Raw genomic sequence first — 18,298 nt, 5'->3', positions numbered from 1 at the left:
TGCCTCATATTATAATCCCGGCAAGCCTTTGCAAGGCTGCCCTTCGCACACGCACCCTGCATCAATGGAAAAAAATGCGGCCATCCCCCTTGGCGGACGGTCCAGCAATGCCCACTGTTTCTATTAATTCGCAATAACAGCAAGAAACATCCGGCAAACGGTATTCAGGCGAAGCCACAGGGAGGCGCCCGCATGAGACCTATGGCATTGGCGACATTCGTGGCCGGCATCACCGTGCCGGGCCTTGTCTTGGCGGATCAGCCCATTCCGTGGGCCATGGGCTTCCAGCCCGCCGCATCCCCGACCATGGAGCATATCGGCACCCTGTCGTTCATGCTGAACACGGTGATCTTCGCCATCATGGCCCTGGTCACCGGATTGCTGGGCTGGTGCATCTGGCGCTACAACGCCAACCGCAACCCGGTGCCCCGGCAGTTTTCCCATAACACGCTGGTGGAGATCGCCTGGACCGCCATCCCCGCCCTGATCCTGCTGGTGGTGGCCCTGCCGTCGTTTCGGCTGCTTTACTTCATGGACCGCACCAACGAGGCGGAGATGACCCTGAAGATCACCGGCCATCAATGGTACTGGTCCTACGATTACACCGACCACAATCTGCAATTTGACGCCTTCATGGTGTCGGACGACGAATTGAAGCCCGGCCAGTTGCGGCTGTTGACCACCGACAAGGAAGTGGTGCTGCCGGTGGGCGTGCCCATCCGCGTGCTGCTGACCGCCGACGACGTCATCCATTCGTGGGCGGTACCGTCCCTGGGGGTGAAGACCGACACCGTGCCCGGACGGCTGAATGAAACCTGGGTGCGCATCGACCGCCCCGGCACCTATTACGGCCAATGTTCGGAATTGTGCGGGGTCAACCACGGCTTCATGCCGATCATGATCCGGGCGGTGGCGAAAGATCAGTTCCTGGCCTGGACCGAGGAAACCCGCGTCAGGCTTGCCGCCAAGCCGCAACCCAGCACCGTCGGAGGCAAGTCATGAGCGCCCATCCCCCCGCTCCCACCGGCCTGCAACGCTGGCTGTTTTCCACTAATCACAAGGATATCGGCACGCTTTATCTGGCCTTTTCCATCCTCACCGGCCTGATCGGTGGCGCCATGAGCGTGTTCATCCGCATGGAGCTGCAAAATCCCGGCATTCAGTTTTTGGACGGCGATTATCATTTCTACAACGTCATCCTGACCGCGCACGGCGTCATCATGGTGTTCTTCGTCGTCATGCCGGCGCTGATCGGTGGGTTCGGCAACTGGTTCGTGCCCTTGATGATCGGGGCGCCGGACATGGCGTTTCCCCGCATGAACAACATTTCGTTCTGGCTACTGCCGCCGGCCTTCGCCCTTTTGGTGATGTCGGCGGTATCGGGGGCTGGGGCCGGCACCGGCTGGACGTTATATCCGCCGTTGTCGGTCACCGGCCACCCCGATCCTTCCGTCGATTTCGCCATCTTGGCCCTGCATCTGGCCGGCATTTCATCGATCCTGGGCGCCATCAACTTCATCACCACCATCCTCAACATGCGGGCGCCGGGCATGAACATGCACCGCATGCCTTTGTTCGTCTGGGCCATGCTGGTCACCGCCATCTTGCTGCTGCTGGCGGTACCGGTCCTGGCCGGCGCCCTGACCATGGTGCTGACCGACCGCAATTTCGGCACCGGTTTCTTCAATCCGGCCAATGGCGGCGATCCGGTGCTGTATCAGCATCTGTTCTGGTTCTTCGGCCATCCAGAAGTCTACATCATGATCCTGCCGGCCTTCGGCATCATCAGCCACATCATCGCCACCTTCTCGAAAAAGCCGGTATTCGGCTATATGGGCATGGCCTATGCCATGGTCGCCATCGGCTTGGTCGGTTTCGTCGTCTGGGCCCACCACATGTTCACCGTCGGCCTCAACGTCAACACCCGCGCCTATTTCACCGCCGCCACCCTGGTCATCGCCGTGCCCACCGGCATCAAGGTGTTCAGTTGGATCGCCACCATGTGGGGCGGCTCCATCGAGTTCAAGACGCCCATGCTGTGGGCCACCGGCTTCGTCTTCCTGTTCACCATGGGTGGGGTCACCGGGGTGGTGCTGGCCAATTCCGGCGTCGATATCGCACTGCACGACACCTATTACGTCGTCGCCCATTTCCATTACGTGCTGTCCTTGGGCGCGGTCTTCGCCATGTTCGCCGGCTTCTATTACTGGATCGGCAAGATGAGCGGACGGCAATACCCGGAAGGCCTGGGGCGCGTGCATTTCTGGATGACCTTCATCGGCGTCAACCTGACCTTCTTCCCCCAACATTTCCTGGGATTGGCCGGCATGCCCCGGCGCATCCCCGATTATCCCGACGCCTTCTGGGGCTGGAACGTGGTCAGTTCCATTGGCGCCTATATCGCCTTCGCCGCCGCCATCCTGTTCGTCTTCATCTGCTGGCGCACCTTTGCCGCGGGCGGCAAGGTCGCCGCCAATCCCTGGGGGGTGGGCGCCACCACCTTGGAATGGACGGTCACTTCGCCGCCGCCTTTGCACTCCTTCGACAAGATCCCCCACATCACCCACGCGGCGGAGTAAGACCATGTCGTCCCGCCGCCGCCAGAGAGTGACCGTCGCCGCCTCACTTGCGGCGGTGGTTTTCATGATCGGGCTGGTGGCGGCCAGCGTGCCGCTTTACGACCTGTTCTGCCGGGTCACCGGCTATGGCGGCACCACCCGTGTCGCCGCCGCCCCGGAAGGCGTGAACGGGCGGCCTATCATCGTCCGTTTCGACGCCTCGCTGGCCAAGGGCATGCCCTGGCGCTTCACCCCCGAACAGCGGCAGATCAGCACCCATCTGGGCGAGCAGACCCTGGCCATCTACAGCGCCACCAATCTGTCGGACCAGCCGGTGATCGGCACCGCCACCTTCAACGTCACCCCGGCCAAGGCCGGACGCTATTTCAACAAGGTGCAATGCTTCTGCTTCACCGAACAACGGCTGGAGCCGGGGCAAAGCGTGGACATGCCGGTCAGCTTCTTCGTCGATCCGGCCCTGGCCGATGACGAAAGCACGGCGGAAATCACCACCATCACCCTGTCCTATACCTTCTTCCCCATCAGCCACAGGCGGGACCGGTCATGAGCGACAGCCATTCCGATCATCCCTTTCATCTGCTCAATCCCAGCCCCTGGCCGCTGACCGCCTCCATCGGCGCCTTCATCATGGCCCTGGGGGCGGTGCAGTGGTTCCACGATCGCGGGCAAAAGGGCTGGATGCTGGCCGGTCTGGCCATCGTCGCCGTCACCGCGTTTTTGTGGTGGCGCGACGTGGTGCGCGAAGCCCGGCGCGACCATGCCCACACCCCCGCCGTCCGCCATGGCCTGCGCCTGGGCATGGCGCTGTTCATCGCCTCGGAGGTGATGTTCTTCGCAGGCTTCTTCTGGGCCTTCTTCAACGGCGCCCTGGGGGTCAACCCGTCGGTCAGCCAGTGGCCGCCCGCCGGCATCGAGCCCCTGCACACCTGGAGCCTGCCCTTCATCAACACCCTGATCCTGCTGAGTTCGGGGGCGACGCTGACCTGGGCCCATCATGGCGTCAGCAAGGGCCATCAGCGGCAATCGGTGCTGGGTCTGGCGGTCACGGTGGCGCTGGGGATATTGTTCCTCAGCCTGCAAATGGTCGAATACGGCGAAGCCACCTTCAAATTCACCGAAGGTGTCTACCCGTCGGTGTTCTACATGGCCACCGGCTTCCACGGCTTCCATGTGCTGGTCGGCGTGTGCTTCCTGATCGTCTGCACCTTGCGCGCCCAAACGGGCCACTTCACCCCCGGCCAGCATGTGGGCTTCGAGGCCGCCGCCTGGTACTGGCACTTCGTCGATGTGGTCTGGCTGTTTCTGTTCGTCTGGGTCTATTGGTGGGGAAATTCGTGAAAAAGTCCTTCGCTTCGCTCAGTGTACTTTTCCCCGTTGATAAAATTGGAGAAAAATAGGCTTGGGGCGGCCCTGCGCCTATTTTTCCCGTTTCTGTTTTCCAGGAGACAGGCTTTGCCTGTCTCCTGGCGGGGAAGAGATTTAAACCCGCGCGGAAAGCTTGCTTGAGCACGGGTTTTCCCTATTCAAATCGGGGAAAAGTACACCGAGGCAAAGCCGAGGGACTTTTTCACGGTCAATGCGTTAATCCCAGTCGCCGCCGGTCCGCCCCACCGTCAGGTGCAGGTCGCGTTCCGATACCAGACAGGTGCCGGCGCCAGCGATGGGGCGCCCGCCCATGGCTTCGGCGACGGCATTGACCATGCACGACTGACCGCACGCCTCGGCACATATTTCCAGCTGGTTGTCGAATTTCTCCGACAGGCCCAGATCCACGTAGCCACGCATGGATTTGATGTCGGCCTCGCCATAGCGCCCGGCCACCGCCTTGCCGTATTCGGCCAGCATGCGGTCGGGACCGATATCCGAACAGCCGCATTGCGACACCAGCCCCAAAAACCGCCCCATGCGGCTGGGATGGGCCGGCTGATCCGGTGGCGGCAAAGCGCAGCCGGTCAGGCTCAACACCGTCAACAAGACCATGAGCTTGTTCATCGACACACCTTCAATGGGGACATTCCTTGCGCCCGCACGTGCCCAGATTGGGCGCACGCCATGTGTTGCAGATCGGGCACTTGACCAGATCACGCACAGATTCGCCGTCGGCATCCGGGGTAAAGCGCGGCTTGGGTTTGGCCGCCTGATCCGCAGGCTCGCGCGGCGCTTGCCTTTGCATGGCCAGACGCTGGGCAAAGCGGAAGCCGAACCAGATCAGTACGACCACCGCGACGGTCAAAAGGAATTTCATGAACATGGCTGAAGCTTGCCCCCAGGAGGCCGCCGAATCAAGTGACCTTGGTCAATCGGCAGCATATTGCGTCGCAACATTTATGGTGCGGTGCGAATTTTATTACAAGAACTAGGGACATCTCGAAATTATGCACGGCTTTATGCTAGGATCGTCAGCGTTGAATAAGACAGTGACAGATGCCATTCCACAGTCACGGAGATCGGCCATGTTGTCCCTCACCGATTGCGTCGCTTTCAGCGGCCTGACCCCCGAACAATTGGACGCCGTCGCCTGCTTCAAGCATGTGCCCACCGTCGTCGCCGCCGAATGGGCGGAAACCGTGCTTGACCAACCCGATGGCTGCGCCACGGTCGAGGCCGCCCTGGAGGCCGAGGTCAAGCTGGCCCATGACCATCACCTGGAAACCGAAGAGGGCTGGCAACACGGGCTGGAGGAATTCTGCCACGACCACCCACACGAGTGATCGTCGTATCGGCGACAAACGGGGCGCGGCCTGTGGGCTGGCGCCCTTTTTTGTGCCGTCTGCTCGACAGACCGGGGGGACGGAGAAATCCAGCCGCAACACGGATAAACGCGGATGCCGCTTCGCGGCTGCACGGATAGACGCGGATTTTATCTTTATCCGGGTTCATCCGTGCCAATCCGCGTCCATCCGCGTTGCGCCTGGTTTTGTCCGCACGTGCTGACCGTGACGCAAAACAAACAGGGCGCGACCCTTGCGGCCGCGCCCCGATTGTTTGTCCTGATCAATAGGATCAGATGAAATAGGCCTTCAAGGGGGCAAAGCCATTGAAGTTCACCGCCGAATACGAGGTGGTGTAGGCGCCGGTCGACAGGATGCGCACCTTGTCACCCACCTTCAGGGTCACCGGCATTTCGTAACCGGCCTTCTCGTACAGGATGTCGGCGGAATCGCAGGTCGGACCGGCCAGCACGACGGGGGCGGTTTCCTCGCCGTCACGGGGGGTCTGAATGCGGTACTTGATGGCCTCGTCCATGGTTTCGGCCAAGCCGCCGAACTTTCCGATGTCCAGATAGACCCAGCGCACGTCCTCGTCATAGGACTTCTTGGAGATCAGCACCACTTCCGCTTCCAACACGCCGGCATCGCCGACCAGCGACCGGCCCGGCTCGATGATCATGGCCGGCAGGGCATTGCCGAAATGGTTGGTCATGGCGTGCATGACGGCGTCGGCATAGCGTTCCACCGCCGGGATGTCGGTGCGGTACTTGGCCGGGAAGCCGCCGCCCAAATTCATCATCTTCAGGTCGATGCCGGCTTCGTTCAGGGCGGTGAACAGCATGGCGGCCTTGCCGACAGCGATGTCCCACTGATTGAGGTCGGTCTGCTGGCTGCCCACGTGGAAGGACACGCCGTAAGGGTCCATGCCCAGTTCACGCGCCTTGACCAGCAGATCCTTGGCCATCTCGATCTCGCAGCCGAACTTGCGCGACAGCGGCCATTCGGCCCCATCGCAAGTCATCAGGATGCGGCAGAACACGCGCGAACCGGGGGCCGATTCGGCCAGCTTTTCCAGTTCCGCTTCCGAGTCGAAAGCGTACAGACGCACACCCTTGGAATAGGCGTAGGCGATGTCCGACTGCTTCTTAATGGTGTTGCCAAACGAGATGTTGTCGGCGCGGGCACCGTTTTCCAGGCACAGATCGACTTCACCGCGCGAGGCGACGTCGAAGCTGGAGCCCAGGCCCACCAGCATGCGGATGATTTCCGGCGCCGGGTTGGCCTTGACGGCATAATACACCTGAGCCAAGGGCAGCCAGTGGCGCAGGCCCATGTAATTGTCTCGCACGACGTCCAGATCGACGACCACACACGGCGTCGCAGGACGGACTTCCTCCAGAAAACGAGCGATCTTCGCGGTCATCGCGAGTCCTCCCCAGATGTATTGATTTGGGCGTCGAGCCCGAATGTCAGGAAAGCGGCCCCGAAACCCCGCCATCAGGCAGGGTCGTCAGTCCGAAAACGACGGCTGTTCGGGAAGCCGTTAGATCCGCCGGGAGGTACTTCGGACGTCGCACCACAGCAGGTCGAAGGCCTGCAGAGCGGGTAACCCGTTCACGAAGCTGGAATAGGAAAACTCTGACAGCGTCTGCCGAGCCACTACGTTCATAGCTTGATCCTCCAAGCACCGGGGAGTTAACCCGCTTGCACCCAGAAGACGCCTTGGACGTCGTTGCTTAAACCCCGTAGGGCCAGAGGCACGTGCGCTGTACGTCTCACCTGAAGTGGCTATATACAGCGTTTTTCGGCGACGAAAAGTGAAAAATAACCCTTGGGAAAAAATATTTTCCTAATGCTCAAGTTGGCTCAATAAAATCAATAACTTATGGACGGCCAAGCACAACCGGGCGACGGAACGTATTGTGGCCAAAAGGGGGACGGCAACACCATTGGCAGTGTCCCGTCCCGCCCCTTTCAGATCAGCCCGGCCAGGGGCGAGCTGGGGTCGGCATACATCTTCTTGGGCATGCGGCCCGACAGATAGGCCAGGCGACCGGCCTCCACCGCCAACCGCATGGCCTTGGCCATGCCGATGGGGTCCTTGGCGGCGGCGATGGCGGTATTCATCAGCACGCCGTCGCAGCCCAGCTCCATGGCCACCGCGGCGTCCGACGCGGTGCCGACGCCGGCATCGACCAGGACCGGCACCTTGGCGCTTTCCTTGATCAAGCGGATATTGATGGGATTGATGATGCCCAGGCCCGAGCCGATCAGCGACCCCAACGGCATGATGGCGACGCACCCCATGTCCTCCAGCATCTTGGCCTGGATGGGGTCGTCGGAACAATAAACCATGACCTTGAAGCCGTCCTTGATCAGCGCCTCGGCCGCCTTCAGGGTTTCCGGCATATTGGGATAGAGCGTCTTCTGGTCACCCAGGACTTCCAGCTTGACCAGATCCCAGCCGCCGGCCTCGCGCGCCAGGCGCAGCGTGCGCACGGCGTCGTCGGCGGTGAAACAGCCGGCGGTGTTGGGCAGATAGGTGTATTGCTTCGGGCTGACGTAATCCACCAGCATGGGCTGGCTGGGATCGGACAGATTGACCCGGCGCACGGCGACGGTGACGATTTCCGCCCCCGATTCGGCGATGGCCTTGGCGGTTTCGTCGAAATCCTTGTATTTGCCGGTGCCCACCAGCAGGCGCGAACGGAACTTGCGCCCGGCCACCTCGAAATAATCGTCGCTGACCACGTCCGCCGATCCTCCGCCGATGAAATGAACGATTTCCAGCCGGTCGCCATCGCCGACCATGACCTGGGCGTAGGTGGATTTGGGCACGATCTCAAGATTGCGTTCGACCGCCACCTTGCGCGGATCGATGCCCAAACCCAACAAAACCGCCTCGACGCTTTGCGCCGCCGCCAAGGCGCGCTCTTCGCCGTTGATCATGACTTTCATGCGACCGGTCCCATCATGGAAACAAGAGGGTCGCAGTATGGTCAGTGCCGGGCAGCGTTGCAACCTTATGCCCGTGGGGCGCCCGCCACGGCACGGGCAAACCCGTTATTTACCGAACACACCCTTCAGCGCGCCGCCGGCATCGCCGGGCACCGCGCCCTTGACCGCATCGCCGATGGAGCCGATGCCCATGGACTGGCCGGCCTTCAGCGCCGACTTGGTCAGGGCATCCATCACTTGCTTGGCCACTTCGCCGGCACTGGCGCCGCCCGATTTGCGACCGATGCCGGTCAGCACGATATCGGCCAAGGTGGCACTGCTTTTGACACCGGGAATGGCGGTGGCCAGATTGACGGTGCCCTTGCTGATGACCAGACGATCGATGACCAGCTTCTTTTCGCCGCCCTTCTCCGCCGTCGCCTTATCGCCGCTGCCGGCGGTCTTGGCCGCTACGTTCTTCTGGATGGCGTCGATATTACTGCCGCCGCCGGCGCCCATTTCATAGGTCACTTCCGGCGCCGCCACCGAGATATCCTTGATGACGATGGGATTGGCGGTCAGCGAACCGGTGTCCAGGGCCACGGCAATGGCGCCGAGCTTGAAGGCGTGCGGAGCGGAAAAGCCCGGCGGATTGGCGACGGTCAGACCGGCGATGGTGGCCTTGCCCTCGGACAGGGAAATCTTGACGTCGCCGACGCTGACCTTGACCCCGGCCACCTCGGTCCCCGCCGTCTCGATCACCTTCTTGACGATGCTGTCCAGGTTGGACGACAGAAACGCCACACCGGCGCCGATGGCCACCACCAATACGGCGACCACGATCAGAATGATCTTGCGCATAAGCATCCCCTCCCCGCTTGGATTTCATGAAAGTTGCGTCCGTTCAGTGTGCCCCACAGGTCCGCACCGGTAAACTATGGCATCCGGCTGCTAACAATATTTCGTGGCCGACAGGTTCGGGTTGCGCCGTCTGTTGCGCGTGCTATAAGGACGAAATGACGAAGCCGATTATCCTGATCGTCAACGGCCCGAACCTGAACCTGCTGGGAACACGCCAGCCGGAACTGTACGGCCATGAAACCCTGGCCTGCGTCGAAGCGTCGGCACGGACGCATGCCGCGTCCCTGGGGCTGGAGATCGAGTTTCATCAATCCAACCACGAAGGCGACCTCGTGGACTGGATTCAAAGCGCCCGCCAGCGCTGTGTCGGCATCATCATCAATGCCGGCGCCTATACCCACACCTCGGTGGCGATTTTGGACGCGCTTTTGGCGGTCCAGGTTCCGACGGTCGAGGTGCATATGTCGCACATTCACCGGCGGGAAGAATTCCGCCACCACTCCTTCGTTTCCAAGGCGGCGAAGGGGATGATCTGCGGCTTTGGCAGCCACGGATACATTCTTGCGCTCGACGCGCTCGCCCGTCTGATCAGGGGAAGTTGACAGCCCAATGGCCACCAAATCCTTCGATGCCGATCTGGTCCGTTCGCTGGCCGAACTGTTGGACCAGACCAATCTGACCGAGATCGAATACGATACCGGTTCCGTCCGTATCCGCGTCGCCCGCCAGGGCTTGCCCATGGCCGTGCACCACGCCGTCCCGACCACCGCTCCCGCTGCCGCCCCGGTGGCGGCACCGGCTGCCGCCGATGATGGCGTCGGCCATCCCGGCGCGGTGACCTCGCCCATGGTCGGCGTCGCCTATCTGTCGCCGGAGCCCGGCGCCGCCAAGTTCATCGACGTCGGTTCCACCGTGTCGGAAGGCCAGACCTTGATGCTGATCGAGGCCATGAAGACCTTCAATCCCATCCGCGCCCACCGTGGTGGCAAGGTGACCCGTATCCTGGTCACCGACAACCAACCGGTGGAATTCGGCGAACCTCTGGTCATTATCGAGTAAATGCCTTGATGTTCGAAAAGGTACTGATCGCCAATCGCGGCGAAATCGCACTGCGCATCCATCGCGCCTGCCGGGAAATGGGCATTCGCACGGTCGCTGTCCATTCCACCGCCGACAACGACGCCATGCATGTGCGCCTGGCCGACGAGGCCGTGTGCATCGGCCCGCCCTCGGCCAAGGATTCGTACCTGAACAAGGCGGCGATCCTGTCGGCGGCGACCATCACCGGCGCCGATGCCATCCACCCCGGCTACGGTTTCTTGTCGGAAAACGCCGATTTCGCCCAGATGGTCGAGGAACACGGCTTCGTCTTCATCGGCCCCACCGCCGACCATATCCGCATGATGGGTGACAAGATCACCGCCAAGCAGGCGGCGGCGGCAGCCGGTCTGCCCTGCGTGCCCGGCTCTGAAGGCGCCTTGGAAACGGTCGACGACGCGCTCGAATGCGCCGCCAAGATCGGCTATCCGGTGCTGATCAAGGCCACCGCCGGCGGCGGCGGCAAGGGCATGAAGGTGGCCCGTTCGGCCGACGAACTGTCTGAAGCCTATAAGATGGCCAGGAACGAGGCCAAGGCGGCGTTCGGCAATGCCGACGTCTACCTGGAAAAGTACCTGGGCAAGCCGCGTCATATCGAAATGCAGATTCTGGCCGACAATTACGGCGCGGTGGTGCATTTGGGTGAACGCGATTGTTCGTTGCAGCGTCGCCATCAGAAGGTGCTGGAAGAAGCACCGTCGCCGGCGCTCAATGACGAACAGCGCGCCCGTATCGGCGACATCGCCCGCAAGGCGGTGCAGAAGCTGGGTTACCGCAATGCCGGCACCTTGGAATTTTTGTTCGAGGACGGCGAGTTCTATTTCATCGAAATGAACACCCGCCTGCAGGTCGAGCACCCGATCACCGAGGCCATCACCGGCATCGATCTGGTGCGCGAGCAATTGCGCATCGCCGCCGGCGCCCCCCTGGGCTACACCCAGGAAGACGTCCGCTTCCAGGGCCATGCCTTCGAATGCCGCGTCAACGCCGAAGACCCGCAGACCTTCGTGCCCTCGCCCGGTCGCATCACCGGCTATCACGCCCCCGGCGGCTTGGGCGTGCGCGTCGATTCCGGCCTTTATGCCAATTACCGTATCCCGCCCCATTACGACAGCATGATCGCCAAGCTGATCGTCTCGGGCAATTCCCGCAACGAGGCGCTGATGCGCCTGCGCCGGGCCTTGGGCGAGTACGTCATCGACGGCATCAAGACCACCCTGCCCCTGCATAACCGTCTGGTGCAGGACCAGGATTTCGTCAACGGCGATTACGATATCCACTGGCTGGAAAAGTTTGTCGACCGACATAACTGATTAAATCAATTACTTAGCGCCGCCCGCGTCAGCCCTGATGCGGGCGGCGCATCTTTTTCAGGCCGGACATCAATCGGCGTATTGCTCGGCGATGGCGCGGAATTCTTCCTGAATCGAGAGGAACGCATCGACCACGTCGGGGTCGAACCGGCTGCCCCGGCCTTCGATGATGGTGGCCACCGCCATGTCATGGGCGTAGGGATCCTTGTAGACGCGACGGCTGATCAAGGCATCATAGACGTCGGCCACCGCCATCAGGCGGGCGGAAATGGGGATATCATCGCCGGAAAGCCCCTCGGGATAGCCATTGCCGTCCCAGCGCTCGTGGTGGTAATGGGCGATTTCCTTGGCCGTGGTCAAAAATTCCAGCGTCTTGCCCAACCATTGCTCGGCATGCTCGATGGCATGGCGGCCTTGGGCCGCATGATTCTTCATCACCTCGAACTCTTCTGCGTCCAAGGGACCGGGCTTCAGCAGGATGCGGTCGGGGATGCCGATCTTGCCGATATCGTGCAAGGGGGCCGACTTGAACAGCATGGTGATCGCCGCCTCGTCGAGATGACGGCTGAAACGCGGATTGGTTTGCAAGGACGTGGCCAGCGCGCTCATGTAATACTGGGTGCGGCGAATATGATTGCCGGTCATCAGGTCGCGGGTTTCCGCCAGGGATGCCATGGCCAGGATGGTGACATCCTTGATGGCGGTGGCCTCCTTGGTGCGCTTGGCCACCTCGCGCTCCAGAAAGCCGTTCTTGTCGCGCAGGAAGTCGGCGGCGGCTTTCAACCGCAGATGGGCGCGGAGGCGGGCCAGCAGGATGGGCGGACTGACCGGCTTGGGCACATAATCCACCGCGCCCAGATCGAAGCCGCGCTTTTCGTCGGCCATGCGCGTGCGTCCGGTCAAAAACATCACCGGAATGGCACGGGTGCGCGGATTGGCCTTGAGCTGACGGCAGACCTCGTAGCCGTCAATATCCGACATCATCACGTCCAGCAGGATCATGTCCGGCATGTCGCCGGTGGCCAGCATGGTCAGGGCCCGTTCGCCGCTATTGGCGACCCGGACCCGGTACTGATCCTTGAGCAGGCCGACAATCAGGGCCAGTTCCTCGGCGGTGTCATCAACCACCAGGATGGTCGCCTTATCGGTGAACTCGCCAGCAAGCATGGGGAGCATTATTCCTTCTCGGTGCAGGCGGTGCCGGATCGTGCCAGCAACTCCCGCTTTCGCGCCAAATCGGCATCGGAATCGGCGTGCCTTAAGGCAATCTGACGAAATTCCTCCTGGATTTCCAGAAAAGCATCCAGAATATCGGGATCAAAATGACTACCCCGGCCTTCGACCATGATGGCCACTGCCGCGTCATGCGTCATTGCCGCCTTGTAAACCCGACGGCTGATCAACGCATCATAGACGTCAGCCACTGCCATCAACCGCGCCGACAACGGGATATGGTCGCCGGCCAAGTTCTGCGGATAGCCGCTGCCATCCCACTTTTCCTGGTGGGAAAAGGCGATTTCCTTGGCCATGGTCAAAAACTCGACCCTCGACCCCAGTGAATGCTCGGCGTGTTCGATGGCGTCACGGCCCAAGGTGGTGTGGGTTTTCATGATCTCGAACTCTTCCGGCACGAAGCGCCCCGGCTTCAGCAGGATGCGATCAGGAATACCGACCTTGCCGATATCGTGCAATGGCGCCGATTTGAACAACATGTCGATGGCATACTCATCCAGTTGTCCGGCAAAGCGCGGATGGCCGCGCAGCTTTTCCGCCAAGGCCTTGATATAGAACTGGGTGCGGCGGATATGGTTGCCGGTTTCCAGATCACGGGTCTCGGCCAGCGAGGCCATGGCCAGGATGGTCACGTCCTGGATGGCCATCACCTCCTCGGTACGCTTGGCCACTTCGTGTTCGAGAAATTCGTTCTGGTCGCGCAGAAAATCGGAGGAGGCCTTGAGTTCCAGATGGGTGCGCACCCGCGCCAGCACGATGGGTGGACTGATCGGCTTGCTGATGTAATCCACCGCCCCCAATTCCAGCCCGTGCCGTTCCGAATCCACATCGCTTTTGGCGGTCAGGAAAATCACCGGAATGTCCCGCGTCGCCGGGTCAAGCTTCAGACGTTGGCAGACTTCATAGCCGTCCAGTCCCGGCATCATGATATCCAGCAAGATCAGGTCGGGGGGATTGGCGGCGGCGGCCACCTTCAGCGCCTTTTCGCCGCTGCTGGCGACCTTGACCCGATACTCGTCCTTCAACAGGCTGCTCAACACCGCCAGGTTGTCGGGGGTATCGTCCACCACCAGGATCGTCGGCCGTTCGACAAAATCCACGCTGTCCATTCTCATCCTCATGCGTCTCGGCGATTGCGCCCCATGGCCCGATCCAGCGCGGCCAAGGCGACATCGAAATCGAAACTTTTGATCCCGGCGTGAATCCGCCGGTATTCCTCGGGGAACGCCGCACGAAGCAGGGCCGCATTTTCCTCCAGCACATCGTCGGCCATGGCATCATCATCGGCAAGCAGCTTTCGCAAGCGATCGCTGACCTCACCCACAAGTTTCAGGTCCACCGCCGTCGCGGCAACAATCTCTGGCTCGGGTGGCAAACATTCGTCCAAGGCGGCGACCAGCGCCGCCAAAGGCTGCTCCAGCCGGGTGAGCAGACCATCCACAACGTCGCGCGGCATGCGATCGGCCAGGGCGGTTTCCAGGGCGGCGGCCAAGTGCTGAATCTGCTCGGCCCCAATCATGCCGGCCAACCCTTTCAGGGTATGGGCCAGCCGTTCCGCCGTCGTCCAGTCGGCGTCGTCCAAGGCCCGACGGATATCGGTGGCCGCCCCGCGCCGACCGGCGGCGAATTTGCGCAAGCTCATCAGATAGCGGCTGGTCTTGCCCTGGACCCGACGCAAGCCGGTGACCCCATCCAGACCGGGAATATCCGGAACGTGCTCGGGACCGGTGGCGGCAACCGGCCCGGCATTTGTCGCCGCCGAACCATGGCGCGGCTTGATCCAGCGCACCAACGCCGCCCACAGTTGGTCGGGATCGATGGGCTTGGCGACAAAGTCGTTCATCCCCGCGTCCCGGCACAAATCCTGATCGCGGCGCATGGCGTTGGCGGTCATGGCGACGATGGGCAGGTCGTCGAAACGCCCGAGCTTGCGGATTTCTCGGGTGGCGGTGACGCCATCCATCACCGGCATCTGCATATCCATCAGCACGATGTCATAGGTGTTACGCTGGACCTTGTCCAAGGCGATGGCACCGTCATCGGCGATGTCGACGACGAAGCCGGCATCGGCCAGCAATTCCGCCGCCACCTCCTGATTGAGGTCGTTGTCTTCCACCAACAGGATGCGCGCCCCCTGGATGGCCGCCAGATCGTCCAGGGGAGCCGGCGATCCGCCCTGGTCATCCGCCCCGGATTCGCCGTTTCTGCCGCCGCCGAACATGCGCATCACTGTATCGAACAAAATCGAGGCGCTGAGCGGCTTGATCAGCACGTCATCGATGCCGGCCTCGTTGATCTGATTGAGCACCTCTTCGCGGCCATAGGCGGTGACCATCAACAGGCGCGGCGCATGCTCCACCCCCAAGGCGCGGATATGGCGGGCGGTGTCGATGCCGTCCATGTCGGGCATGCGCCAATCGACCAGGACCAGGGCATAGGGGATACCTGCGTCGGCGGCCCGCTTGACCTCGGCCACGGCTGCCGGCCCCGAGGCCACCTCGCTGGGCTCGAAGGTCATGCTGGTCAGCAGATCGCACAACACGGCGCGGGCATTGTCGTTGTCGTCCACCACCAACACCCGGCAGCCGCGCAGATCGGGCGACGGCAGCAGCTTGCGGTCCCGCTCGACGCCGACGCCCATGCGGGCGGTGAACCAAAAGGTGCTGCCCTTGCCATATTCGCTTTCAACCCCCACCGCGCCGTCCATCAGTTCGGCCAGCTTCTTGGAGATGGCCAGCCCCAGCCCGGTGCCGCCGAATTTGCGGGTGGTCGAGGTGTCGGCCTGCTCGAAACTTTGGAACAGACGGGCCTTTTGCTCGGGCGTGATGCCGATACCGGTATCGCGCACGGCGAAATACAGCACCACCTCTGTTTGCGTGCGTTCCTGCACCCTGACGATGATGTCGATCTCGCCCTTTTCGGTGAATTTGACGGCGTTGTTGGCGTAATTGATCAGAATTTGGCCCAAACGCAGGGAATCACCCACCAGGGCGCGCGGCACGTCCGAGGGCACGTCGAAGACCAGTTCCAAGTTCTTGGCATTGGTCTTTTCCGTCAGCAGGCTGGCGATATTGTCGAGAACCTTGTCCAGGTCGAAACCGATATGTTCCACCGTCAGCTTGCCGGCCTCGATCTTGGAAAAATCCAAGATGTCGTTGATGATGCCCAAGAGATGCTGGCCGGCGCCTTGGATTTTCTTGACGTAATCGTGCTGGCGCGGGGTCAGCGGGGTCTTCAGCGTCAGATGGCTCATGCCGATGATGGCATTCATGGGGGTGCGGATTTCGTGGCTCATATTGGCCAGAAAATCCGACTTCATCCGGGTAGCATCCTCGGCCAGTTCCTTGGCCCGCGTCAATTCGGCCTCGGCCTGTTTGACGGCGGTGATGTCCTGGAAGAAACCGGCCCAGACCCTGTCGCCCTGCTCGCCGGGGATGGGCACCGCCTCCATCCTGATCCAGCGTTCGTCGCCAGGGCTATCCAGGCGGAAGCTGGCGGAAAAATGAAGTCCGCCGCCAATGGCAGCCACGACACTCTCCTCCAGACCGTCCCGATCCGCCGCCGCCACCGTGCCGTACAGCCTACCGGCATTGGCCCGCAATTCATCGCGCCCGATACCCAGGATTTCGCGCACCTTGCGGCTGATAAAGGTGAACCAGAACAGATCACCCTGGCTGCGCATTTCAAACACCGCCACCGGCACCGAATCGGTGAGCGCCCGCAACCGTTCCTCGGCCATGCGGATGCGGGCCAAGGCTTCCTCGCGCTCGGTCACATCCAGCCAATAGCCGTTCCACACCCTGGTGCCGTCGAAGGATTCCGACACCATGGAGCGGGTCTCGATCCAACGCGGCGCGGTATTGCCCAGCACCACCCGATAGAGCAGATTGGTCGGCTGGCCCCTGTCGATGGCCTCGGCCTGGGCGATACGGGCGGGTTCCAGATCGTCGGGATGCAGGTTTTTCAGGCGCAGCCCCGGATCATTCATCAACTCGGCCGCGGTCACCCCCAAGATGCGCGCAACCTGGGCACTGACGAAACGGAAGGCGGGGGAACGCCCCGGTACCACTTCAAAGCGGAAGGTGGCGCAAGGCAGCGAATCGGCCATTTCACGCAGCAATTGACGCGACCATTCGGCGGCGCCTTTCGATTGCTCCAACTCCCATGTGCGTTCGGACACCCGGGCTTCCAAGGTGGCGTTGGCTTCCTCCAGCCGCGAGGTCGAGGCCAGCAGGGCTTGGCGCATGGCCTCCTGCGCCGTGGCCAGGGCGCTTATTTCCGCCAAATCCGATGCGACGGCCACCGGTCGCTGCAAGTCCAGGCGACCGATGCGCGTGCTTTCCTCCGCCAGATGTTCCAGCGGGGCGGCGAAACGCCGGGCGATGGGCAAGGTCACCAGGGTGGCGGCAACCAGCGTCGCCACGATCAACAGAACCAGCAACACCGTTTGGTCACCACTGATGGGGATAAAATCCCGATGTGGCGCCACCACCGCCAGCCAGAACGATTGCTGACCGATGAAGACCCGGCGAAAATGCGAGAACCACTCTTCGCCCCGGTACTCCAGCGCATTCAGGCTGCCGTTGGGACGGCCCAGATCGTTCCAGTGTTGCCAGCTTGCCGCCAGCACCGGCAGTCCGGCATCGGCCAAGGGCTGCAATACCGATTTCTTGATTTCGCCGTCGTCATCGAAACGTTGGTCACGCGGCACGCCGACCAGACGCCCCTGATCGTCCAACAGCATGCCTATGCCGTTGGGGCCGGCGGTGATGCCACGGGTGAAGTGAGACAGATCCAACAGCTTGACGTCGTGGGCGATGATGAAACGGCTGCCATCGGCGCCGGTCCAGCGGCTGGCGGCGGTGATGCCCGGTTCCTTGGTGGTGAAGAAGATATAGGGCGCGGTCCAGAACACCCCCAGATCCTCGGCCATGGCCATGGCGCCTTGGAACCAAGGCCGCTTGCGGGCATCGTAATCGCGCTCCAGGATCTCGGTCTTTTCCAGGACGCGGGTATTGCTCCAGGTCATCCAGGTGGTTTTGTTGCCCCAACGGTCGGGATCGCTGAGACGGTTGATCCACTTGCCGTCCGCCGTGTGCAAAAGCAGGATTTCACGACCCGATTCATGGGCGAAGATCACCGACGAGATTTCCGGGTGATTCTCGATCATCGGGAAGAAGAACTCGTTGAACCGTTCCACCTGATCCAGTTGCAAACTGCCGTTGACCCCCCAGCGCCGGCTGGTGTTGAGGGTGATCTCGACGGTGGCGAGCAGACGCTGGACGCGGGAATCCAACTCGCCGGCGGTCTGGGTCATCTGCGATTGGGCCAGACGGTCGATGGCGGGAACGACGATCAGCGCATAGGTGGAAACGGCGAAGACACCCAGGGCCATGACGACGATGGCGAAGGCTCGCAGCAACAGACTGGTACGCACCGACGTTCCGGTCATGGCATATCAACCTTTCGCCTTGGCTGCTCGTCCGACCTTTCCAGCATAACGAAAAGATAGGGCAGCGGAAACGATCAGGGCGCTTCCACCGAAAGCGGAAGCGCCCTGAACCGG

At 61.8% G+C, this 18,298-nt stretch carries 16 protein-coding genes; 8 read left to right on the top strand and 8 right to left on the bottom strand.

From position 1 onward, the window contains the following. Nucleotides 1-192 precede the first annotated feature (192 nt). The 4 genes from coxB to MGMSRV2_RS02780 are packed head-to-tail and all read left to right on the top strand — an operon-like array spanning nt 193 to nt 3,917. Nucleotides 193-1,002: a cytochrome c oxidase subunit II gene (gene coxB / locus MGMSRV2_RS02795; RefSeq protein ID WP_024078804.1), complete on the top strand. Its 810-nt coding sequence runs from the start codon at nt 193-195 to the stop codon at nt 1,000-1,002. Then, nucleotides 999-2,579: a cytochrome c oxidase subunit I gene (gene ctaD / locus MGMSRV2_RS02790; RefSeq protein WP_024078803.1), complete on the top strand. Its 1,581-nt coding sequence runs from the start codon at nt 999-1,001 to the stop codon at nt 2,577-2,579. The genes coxB and ctaD overlap by 4 nt, the downstream gene beginning before the upstream one ends. 4 nt (nt 2,580-2,583) lie before the next feature. Then, complete coding sequence (locus tag MGMSRV2_RS02785) at nt 2,584-3,126, top strand: cytochrome c oxidase assembly protein (RefSeq protein ID WP_024078802.1); 543 nt, start codon at nt 2,584-2,586, stop codon at nt 3,124-3,126. Beyond that, complete coding sequence (locus tag MGMSRV2_RS02780) at nt 3,123-3,917, top strand: cytochrome c oxidase subunit 3 (RefSeq protein ID WP_024078801.1); 795 nt, start codon at nt 3,123-3,125, stop codon at nt 3,915-3,917. Before MGMSRV2_RS02785 ends, MGMSRV2_RS02780 begins: the two co-directional genes overlap by 4 nt. Nucleotides 3,918-4,160: 243 nt before the next feature. On the opposite strand, the gene MGMSRV2_RS02775 is transcribed toward MGMSRV2_RS02780, so the two are convergent. Next, a complete protein-coding gene (locus MGMSRV2_RS02775; RefSeq protein WP_024078800.1) occupies nt 4,161-4,571 on the bottom strand; it encodes a hypothetical protein in 411 nt (136 codons plus the stop codon). A gap of 10 nt (nt 4,572-4,581) precedes the next feature. Continuing rightward, complete coding sequence (locus tag MGMSRV2_RS02770; protein WP_024078799.1) at nt 4,582-4,830, bottom strand: hypothetical protein; 249 nt, start codon at nt 4,828-4,830, stop codon at nt 4,582-4,584. A gap of 202 nt (nt 4,831-5,032) precedes the next feature. Here MGMSRV2_RS02770 and MGMSRV2_RS02765 point away from each other — a divergent pair, with 202 nt between their 5' ends. Next, nucleotides 5,033-5,290, top strand: coding sequence for a hypothetical protein (locus MGMSRV2_RS02765; RefSeq protein WP_024078798.1), 258 nt, complete (start codon nt 5,033-5,035; stop codon nt 5,288-5,290). Between the two features lie 292 nt (nt 5,291-5,582). Here MGMSRV2_RS02765 and MGMSRV2_RS02760 read toward each other — a convergent pair whose 3' ends face one another. The 3 genes from MGMSRV2_RS02760 to MGMSRV2_RS02750 form a co-directional block, all read right to left on the bottom strand. Further along, on the bottom strand, nt 5,583-6,713 hold the full coding sequence (locus MGMSRV2_RS02760; RefSeq protein ID WP_024078797.1) for a type III PLP-dependent enzyme: 1,131 nt from the start codon (nt 6,711-6,713) through the stop codon (nt 5,583-5,585). A gap of 551 nt (nt 6,714-7,264) precedes the next feature. Then, nucleotides 7,265-8,248 (bottom strand): sulfur carrier protein ThiS, encoded by a 984-nt coding sequence (gene thiS / locus MGMSRV2_RS02755; protein WP_024078796.1) that lies wholly within the window; start codon nt 8,246-8,248, stop codon nt 7,265-7,267. A 105-nt stretch (nt 8,249-8,353) separates the two neighbouring features. Continuing rightward, on the bottom strand, nt 8,354-9,088 hold the full coding sequence (locus MGMSRV2_RS02750; RefSeq protein WP_024078795.1) for a DUF748 domain-containing protein: 735 nt from the start codon (nt 9,086-9,088) through the stop codon (nt 8,354-8,356). Between the two features lie 155 nt (nt 9,089-9,243). Between MGMSRV2_RS02750 and aroQ the strand changes: the two genes are divergently transcribed. Genes aroQ through accC form a run of 3 tightly spaced genes read left to right on the top strand, consistent with a single transcriptional unit; the run spans nt 9,244 to nt 11,499 of the window. Further along, nucleotides 9,244-9,690, top strand: a complete 447-nt coding sequence (gene aroQ / locus MGMSRV2_RS02745) for a type II 3-dehydroquinate dehydratase (protein ID WP_024078794.1) — start codon at nt 9,244-9,246, stop codon at nt 9,688-9,690. Nucleotides 9,691-9,697: 7 nt separating this feature from the next. Further along, entirely contained in the window at nt 9,698-10,147 is a 450-nt protein-coding gene (locus tag MGMSRV2_RS02740) for an acetyl-CoA carboxylase biotin carboxyl carrier protein (protein ID WP_024078793.1), read from the top strand. Nucleotides 10,148-10,155: 8 nt separating this feature from the next. Further along, on the top strand, nt 10,156-11,499 hold the full coding sequence (accC, locus tag MGMSRV2_RS02735) for an acetyl-CoA carboxylase biotin carboxylase subunit (RefSeq protein ID WP_024078792.1): 1,344 nt from the start codon (nt 10,156-10,158) through the stop codon (nt 11,497-11,499). Between the two features lie 69 nt (nt 11,500-11,568). Here the strand turns inward: accC and MGMSRV2_RS02730 are convergent, their stop codons facing one another. The 3 genes from MGMSRV2_RS02730 to MGMSRV2_RS02720 are packed head-to-tail and all read right to left on the bottom strand — an operon-like array spanning nt 11,569 to nt 18,184. Next, a complete protein-coding gene (locus MGMSRV2_RS02730) occupies nt 11,569-12,666 on the bottom strand; it encodes an HD-GYP domain-containing protein (protein ID WP_041633406.1) in 1,098 nt (365 codons plus the stop codon). 8 nt (nt 12,667-12,674) lie between these two features. Then, nucleotides 12,675-13,841: a response regulator gene (locus MGMSRV2_RS02725; RefSeq protein ID WP_084027883.1), complete on the bottom strand. Its 1,167-nt coding sequence runs from the start codon at nt 13,839-13,841 to the stop codon at nt 12,675-12,677. An 8-nt stretch (nt 13,842-13,849) separates the two neighbouring features. After that, a complete protein-coding gene (locus MGMSRV2_RS02720; protein ID WP_024078789.1) occupies nt 13,850-18,184 on the bottom strand; it encodes a response regulator in 4,335 nt (1,444 codons plus the stop codon). Between the last annotated feature and the right edge of the window lie 114 nt (nt 18,185-18,298).

Source organism: Magnetospirillum gryphiswaldense MSR-1 v2 (genome assembly GCF_000513295.1).
Lineage (GTDB): Bacteria > Pseudomonadota > Alphaproteobacteria > Rhodospirillales > Magnetospirillaceae > Magnetospirillum > Magnetospirillum gryphiswaldense.
Note: the sequence above shows the minus strand (reverse complement) of the source record. Positions and strands in the feature narration are given on the sequence as shown.

Coding starts and splice junctions, on each gene's coding strand:
- coxB (WP_024078804.1), top strand. CDS start 193: ATGAGACCTATGGCATTGGCGACATTCGTGGCCGGCATCACCGTGCCG.
- aroQ (WP_024078794.1), top strand. CDS start 9,244: ATGACGAAGCCGATTATCCTGATCGTCAACGGCCCGAACCTGAACCTG.
- MGMSRV2_RS02725 (WP_084027883.1), bottom strand. CDS start 13,841: ATGGACAGCGTGGATTTTGTCGAACGGCCGACGATCCTGGTGGTGGAC.
- MGMSRV2_RS02770 (WP_024078799.1), bottom strand. CDS start 4,830: ATGTTCATGAAATTCCTTTTGACCGTCGCGGTGGTCGTACTGATCTGG.
- ctaD (WP_024078803.1), top strand. CDS start 999: ATGAGCGCCCATCCCCCCGCTCCCACCGGCCTGCAACGCTGGCTGTTT.
- MGMSRV2_RS02720 (WP_024078789.1), bottom strand. CDS start 18,184: ATGACCGGAACGTCGGTGCGTACCAGTCTGTTGCTGCGAGCCTTCGCC.
- MGMSRV2_RS02775 (WP_024078800.1), bottom strand. CDS start 4,571: ATGAACAAGCTCATGGTCTTGTTGACGGTGTTGAGCCTGACCGGCTGC.
- thiS (WP_024078796.1), bottom strand. CDS start 8,248: ATGAAAGTCATGATCAACGGCGAAGAGCGCGCCTTGGCGGCGGCGCAA.
- MGMSRV2_RS02730 (WP_041633406.1), bottom strand. CDS start 12,666: ATGCTTGCTGGCGAGTTCACCGATAAGGCGACCATCCTGGTGGTTGAT.
- MGMSRV2_RS02765 (WP_024078798.1), top strand. CDS start 5,033: ATGTTGTCCCTCACCGATTGCGTCGCTTTCAGCGGCCTGACCCCCGAA.
- accC (WP_024078792.1), top strand. CDS start 10,156: ATGTTCGAAAAGGTACTGATCGCCAATCGCGGCGAAATCGCACTGCGC.
- MGMSRV2_RS02760 (WP_024078797.1), bottom strand. CDS start 6,713: ATGACCGCGAAGATCGCTCGTTTTCTGGAGGAAGTCCGTCCTGCGACG.
- MGMSRV2_RS02750 (WP_024078795.1), bottom strand. CDS start 9,088: ATGCGCAAGATCATTCTGATCGTGGTCGCCGTATTGGTGGTGGCCATC.
- MGMSRV2_RS02780 (WP_024078801.1), top strand. CDS start 3,123: ATGAGCGACAGCCATTCCGATCATCCCTTTCATCTGCTCAATCCCAGC.
- MGMSRV2_RS02740 (WP_024078793.1), top strand. CDS start 9,698: ATGGCCACCAAATCCTTCGATGCCGATCTGGTCCGTTCGCTGGCCGAA.
- MGMSRV2_RS02785 (WP_024078802.1), top strand. CDS start 2,584: ATGTCGTCCCGCCGCCGCCAGAGAGTGACCGTCGCCGCCTCACTTGCG.